The sequence below is a fragment of the Streptomyces sp. SM1 genome, assembly GCF_002910825.1.
Taxonomy (GTDB): domain Bacteria; phylum Actinomycetota; class Actinomycetes; order Streptomycetales; family Streptomycetaceae; genus Streptomyces; species Streptomyces okerensis.
Genome location: NZ_NEUB01000517.1, coordinates 1 through 6,135, shown reverse-complemented (window position 1 = coordinate 6,135; position 6,135 = coordinate 1). Strand labels below are relative to the sequence as shown.

Here is a 6,135-nt window from a genome sequence, read left to right as displayed (position 1 = left end):
TCCGCCGACTGGGACACCGACGTCGCCCACTTCGTCGACAAGTGCCGGGCCACGCGGAGACGGCCGGGGTGCCGGTGGCGCCCGAGGCGCCGGACACCGGGACCGTTCCGCCGGCCGACGGGACCGTTCCGGCGGCCGACGTACCGGAGTACGGCGGGCCGGACCGGATGGACCAGGGCGCCCAGGTGCCCGGCATCCCCGGCGAACCGCCCGCGGCGTCCACCGTGACCGGACAGGAGCCGGATTCCGGCGTCCCGGTAACCGAGACCGCCGTACCGGCGTTCGAGAACCGTGTGCCCGGCCTGTCCACGGTGCCCGCCGTGCCGGACAGCGCGCAGGAGTCGACCGGGCTGCCCGGCGAGGAGACCGGCCACACGGCGGAACCCGTGCCGGCGGAGGCCCCCGTGCCCCAGGCACCGGACGCGGCTCTGCCGACGCCGGGCGCCGGGGCCGTACCGGAGACGGCTCTCGCGCCTCAGGAGCCCCAGGCCGCTCCGGAGGCGCCGAGGACCGTTCAGGAAACCGGTGCGGAGGGCGCTGTACCCGGGCCGCAGCAGGTCATGGAGGTGCCGGAGGCGGCTCAGGCGCCCGAGGAGGCGCCGGCCGTTGAGCTGCCGGACGCGCAGGACGCCGCGCCCGGAGTGCCGCGGGAGGGAGAGCCGCAGGAGGCTGCTCCGGCCGGGGCGCCGCAGGCCGTTCAGGCGCCGGGTGCGGAGGAACTCCAGCCGGAGGCGCCCCAGGTCATGGAGGCGCTGGAGGCTGCTCAGACACCGGAGGATGCGCCGGCCGTCCAGGTGCCGGGCGCTCCCGCCGAGGTGCCCCAGGTGGCGGAGGCTCCCGAGGCGGTCCGGACGGTGGAGGAGTCGCAGGCCGCCCAGGTGCCGCCCGCCGGGGCCGCCGTCACGGCGGACGTACAGGTGCCGGAGCGAGCTCAGGACATCGAGGTACCGCCGGTCGCCCAGGCACCCGGTGCCGAGACGTTCGCGCCGGAGTACGACCGGGCCGCGGAGGTGCCGCCGGTACCGGACGCCACGGTGCCGCAGGACGCCCCGCAGCCCGGCGTCGAAGGCCTTGCCTTCCACGAGGTTGCCGGCGCCCTGTGGGACGCCGCACCGGCCGGTGCCGTCGTACCGGACCCGGAGCCCGGTCCGGAACCGACGGCCGTCGTCACGGCCGCGGAGACAGCCGAGGAGACGGCCACGGGAACGGCTGCGGAAACGGCCACGGCAACGGCCGGGCAGCCGGCTGTGGACCGGGTCACCCCGGCGTCCGACGGAACCGTCACCGCCCCGGCGGACGGCGAAGCCCTCGCCGCTACCCCCTCGCCGCACCAGGCCCCGGCCGCCGGCGGTCCGGAGACGTCCGGGACCCCCGACGGGACGGCCTGGACCGGTACCGCACCGGCCCCGGCGGACCCGGTCCAGGGACCCCAGCAGACGCCCGCCACCCCCCTCCCCGGCTCCTTCCCCCTCGTCCCCGGGCCGGAGCAGTCCCCCGGCCGGCCCCTTCCCGCGCCCGCCGCCCCGCAGGACGTGACCGTTCCCGCCGGGGAACCGCACGGGGCGGGCGCCGACGCCGTACCGTCCGCGCCCGGCCCCGAACTCGCCCAGGACCCCGCGGACCTGGACACGCAGGGCGCCGGCGTGGATCCGGAAGCGGCACCGCCCACCGGACCGGCCGCCCCCGGCTACGACGACGCCGAGCGCGAGGCCGTGCTCAAGGTGATGCGCGAGCGCCGGGACATCCGCAACGGTTTCCGCAGCGACCCCATCCCGCACGAGGTGCTGCTCCGGGTGCTGGAGGCCGCCCACACCGCGCCCTCCGTCGGCCACTCGCAGCCCTGGGACTTCGTCGTCATCCGCTCCGCCGAGACCCGGCGCGGCATGCACGAACTGGCCATGCGTCAGCGCGACGCCTACGCCAAGTCCCTCCCCAAGGGCCGGGCGAAGCAGTTCAAGCAGATGAAGATCGAGGCCATCCTCGACACGCCGGTGAACATCGTCGTCACCGCCGACCCCACCCGCGGCGGCCGCCACACCCTCGGCCGGCACACCCAGCCGCAGATGGCGCCGTACTCCTCCGCGCTCGCCGTGGAGAACCTCTGGCTCGCCGCCCGCGCGGAGGGCCTCGGCGTGGGCTGGGTCAGCTTCTTCGACGAGCGCGAGATGGTCCGCGCCCTGGGACTGCCCGACCATCTCGAGGTCGTCGCCTACCTGTGCGTCGGGTACGTCGACGAGTTCCCGGACGAGCCCGAGCTGACGCGGGCCGGCTGGTCCAGGCGCCGCCCGCTGTCCTGGGTCGTGCACGAGGAGACGTACGGCCGCCGCGCCCTGCCCGGAGAGGACCCCCACGACCTGCTTGCCGAGACCGTCGCGCAGATCCGCCCGCTGGACGCCAAGGCGCTCGGTGAGGCGTGGGAGCGCCAGAAGCGCATGACCAAGCCCGCCGGAGCACTCGGCATGCTGGAGATCATCTCCGCCCAGCTGTCCGGCCTGTCCCGCCAGTGCCCGCCGCCCATCCCGGAACCCGCGGCCGTCGCGATCTTCGCCGGCGACCACGGGGTGCACGCCCAGGGAGTCACTCCCTGGCCGCAGGAGGTCACCGCCCAGATGGTGGCCAACTTCCTCGGCGGGGGAGCGGTCTGCAACGCCTTCGCCGCACAGGTGGGCGCCGAGGTCTGCGTCGTCGACGTGGGTGTCTCCTCCGACCTCCCGGCCACCCCCGGGCTGCTGCCGCGCAAGATCCGCACCGGTACGTCCGACATGACCACCGGGCCCGCGATGACCCGCGAGGAGGCCAAGCGGGCCATCGAGGTCGGCATCGAGACCGCCCGCGACCTGGTGGCAGCCGGCAACAAGGCCCTGCTCACCGGTGAGATGGGCATCGCGAACACCACCGCGTCCGCCGCCCTCATCTCCGTCTTCACCGGCGCCGACCCCGCCGAGGTCACCGGCCGCGGCACCGGCATCAACGACGAGACCCTCGTCCGCAAGACCGACGTGGTGCGCCGCGCCCTGGAACTGCACCAGCCGGACCCGGCGGACCCGATCGGCGTCCTGGCCGCCGTCGGCGGTTTCGAGCACGCGGCCATCGTCGGCCTGCTCCTCGGCGGGGCGTCGCTGCGTACGCCGGTGATCCTGGACGGCGTCAGCGCCGGAGCCGCCGCCCTGGTGGCCCGGGCCATCGCCCCCGAGGTCCTGGCCGCCTGCATCGCGGGGCACCGCAGCGCCGAGCCCGGCCACGTGGCCGCCCTCAACAAGCTCGGCCTGCGCCCCCTGGTCGACCTCGACCTCCGCCTGGGCGAGGGCACGGGCGCCCTGCTCGCCCTGCCCCTGGTGCAGAGCACCGCGCGGGCCATGCACGAGGTGGCCACGTTCGACTCGGCGGGGGTCACCGAGAAGTAGCCCGCACGGCTGGGGGACGGCCGACGGGCGCGGCCGTGCCCCCCCCACCCGCCCGCGCGTGGGGGGGCACGGCCCCGGTTCCGGGAAGGGGCGGGCCGGGGAAACACCCCACCCGTCCCGGCCCCACCGGACGCGCGCATAAAATCCCCCACGTCAGGCCCGCTCCGAAGCCGCAGCGTGCCCGCTGACCCCCCGCTTGCCCGAGGAGCCCCTCCTGATGGCCGAACACCCCGCCTACCCCGTAGGACTCCGCCTCACCGGCCGCCGCGTGGTCGTCCTCGGCGCCGGCCAGGTCGCCCAGCGCCGCCTCCCCGCCCTCATCGCGGCGGGCGCCGACGTCCACCTCGTGTCCCCCGAGGCCACCCCCTCCGTGGAGGCCATGGCGGACACCGGCGAGATCACCTGGCACCGGCGCGACTACGCCGAAGGCGACCTCGCCGAGGCCTGGTACGCCCTCATCGCCACCAGCGACCCGGACGCCAACACCGCGGCCTCCGCCGAGGCGGAGCGCCGCCGCGTCTGGTGCGTCCGCTCCGACGACGCCGACGCGGCGACGGCGTGGACCCCCGCCACCGGCTCCAGCGAAGGCGTCACCGTCGCCGTGCTCACGACGAAGGCACGCGGCCGGGACCCCCGCCACACCGCCGCCATCCGCGACGCCGTGGTCGAGGGCCTGCGCGACGGCACCCTGGTCGCCCCGCACCACCGGTCCCGCACCGCCGGCGTCGCCCTCGTCGGCGGCGGCCCCGGCGACCCGGACCTGATCACGGTGCGCGGCCGCCGCCTGCTCGCCGAGGCGGACGTCGTCATCGCCGACCGGCTCGGACCGCGCGACCTGCTCGCGGAACTCCCGCCGCACGTCGAGGTGATCGACGCCGCCAAGATCCCCTACGGCCGTTACATGGCCCAGGAGGCCATCAACAACGCGCTCGTCGAGCACGCCCGCCAGGGCAGGTCGGTGGTGCGGCTCAAGGGCGGCGACCCCTACGTCTTCGGCCGCGGCATGGAGGAGCTCCAGGCACTCGCCGAGGCGGGCATCCCCTGCACCGTCGTCCCCGGCATCTCCAGCTCCGTCTCCGTCCCGGGCGCGGCCGGCATCCCCGTCACCCACCGCGGTGTGGCGCACGAGTTCACCGTCGTCAGCGGGCATGTCGCCCCCGACGACGAACGCTCCCTCGTCGACTGGCCGTCCCTGGCCAAGCTGACCGGCACCCTCGTCGTCCTCATGGGCGTCGACAAGATCGGCCGGATCGCCGAGACCCTCGTGGCGCACGGCAGGTCCCCGGACACCCCCGTCGCCCTGGTCCAGGAGGGCACCACGGCCGCCCAGCGCCGCGTCGACGCCACCCTCGCCACCGTCGCCGAAACCGTCGTCGCGCAGGACGTCAGGCCGCCGGCCGTCATCGTCATCGGCGACGTCGTCGGCGTGGGCCCGCACGGGGCGGCCTGACATGGCCGAGATCATCACCGTCGACGACCCGGGCGACCCCCGGCTGCACGACTACACCGGCCTGACCGACGTCGAACTGCGCCGCCGGCGCGAACCCGCCGAGGGCCTGTTCATCGCCGAGGGCGAGAAGGTCATCAGGCGTGCCGGCGAAGCCGGCTACGCGATGCGGTCGATGCTGCTCTCCGCGAAGTGGCTCGACGCCATGCGGGACGTCATCGACCGCTCCGACGCCCCGGTGTACGTGGTGGACCCCGCGCTCGCCGAAGAGGTCACCGGCTACCACGTGCACCGCGGCGCCCTCGCGTCCATGCAGCGCCGGCCCCTGCCCACGACGGGCGACGTGCTGCGCGCCGCCCGCCGGGTCGTCGTGATGGAGTCGGTCAACGACCACACCAACATCGGCGCCATATTCCGCTCGGCCGCCGCCCTGGGCATGGACGCCGTCCTGCTCTCCCCGGACTGCGCCGACCCCTTGTACCGGCGCAGTGTGAAGGTCTCGATGGGCGCCGTCTTCTCGGTGCCGTACGCGCGGGTGGACACCTGGCCCAAGGGGCTGGACACGGTGCGCGGGGCCGGGTTCCGGCTGCTCGCCCTCACGCCCGGCGAGCAGGCCCGGCCGCTGGACGACGTGGCACCGCACCGGATGGAACGGGTGGCCCTGATGCTCGGTGCGGAGGGCAGCGGCCTGTCCGCCCGCGCCCTGGCCGCCGCCGACGACCGGGTCCGCATCCCGATGTCCCACGGTGTCGACTCCCTCAACGTGGGAGCGGCGGCCGCGGTCGCGTTCTACGCCGTGGCCACCGGGCGTCCGCGGGAGTAGCGGATCCGACGCGTCCGTCACCCCCGGGTGCCCGCCCGGGGGCGGTCCGCCCCTCGTGCCGCCGGGGCGGGGAGCGGTGCGGCCCGGGAGGGTGCCCGTGGTCCTTCCGGCCATGGCGCTCCACCGGTGCGTGCCGACTCCGCCCGGGCGTACCGCGGCACGGGTGTACGCGCCTGTGCTCACACGGGTCGGGCGGGGGCTCGCGGCCGGGTGCGCACCCGGGGTTCCGCCCGCCGCCCTCGGCTGCTCACCCCGGGCCCTGGCAGCCCTGCACCAGCGCGATGCCCAGCGCGACCACCAGCGTCACCACGACGAACACCAACAGCCGCTGTCTGAGCAGCCGCGGATTGGCCGGCCGCAGGCCCGTCCCGGTTCTCCGGGGGCCCGGGCGGCGGGCACCGCCGCCGGAGCGGGTCGTACTGCGGGAGGAGGGCCCGGGCCGCGGCCCGGACCGGGACGGG

3 protein-coding genes and 1 pseudogene are annotated in these 6,135 nt (G+C 76.0%); 3 read left to right on the top strand and 1 reads right to left on the bottom strand.

Going from position 1 to position 6,135, the window contains the following annotated elements:
- The first annotated feature begins 41 nt into the window (after positions 1–41).
- From cobT to B9S61_RS12685, 3 genes are all read left to right on the top strand, one after another.
- Positions 42–3,404: a nicotinate-nucleotide--dimethylbenzimidazole phosphoribosyltransferase gene (gene cobT / locus B9S61_RS12695; protein ID WP_258039638.1), complete on the top strand. Its 3,363-nt coding sequence runs from the start codon at positions 42–44 to the stop codon at positions 3,402–3,404.
- 217 nt (positions 3,405–3,621) lie between these two features.
- Positions 3,622–4,854: a uroporphyrinogen-III C-methyltransferase gene (cobA, locus tag B9S61_RS12690; protein WP_103542346.1), complete on the top strand. Its 1,233-nt coding sequence runs from the start codon at positions 3,622–3,624 to the stop codon at positions 4,852–4,854.
- A 1-nt stretch (position 4,855) separates the two neighbouring features.
- Positions 4,856–5,674, top strand: a complete 819-nt coding sequence (locus B9S61_RS12685) for an RNA methyltransferase (protein ID WP_103542345.1) — start codon at positions 4,856–4,858, stop codon at positions 5,672–5,674.
- Positions 5,675–5,921: 247 nt separating this feature from the next.
- On the opposite strand, the pseudogene B9S61_RS41550 reads toward B9S61_RS12685, so the two are convergent.
- Positions 5,922–6,135 (bottom strand): annotated as a pseudogene (locus B9S61_RS41550) (serine/threonine protein kinase); the annotation flags it as partial.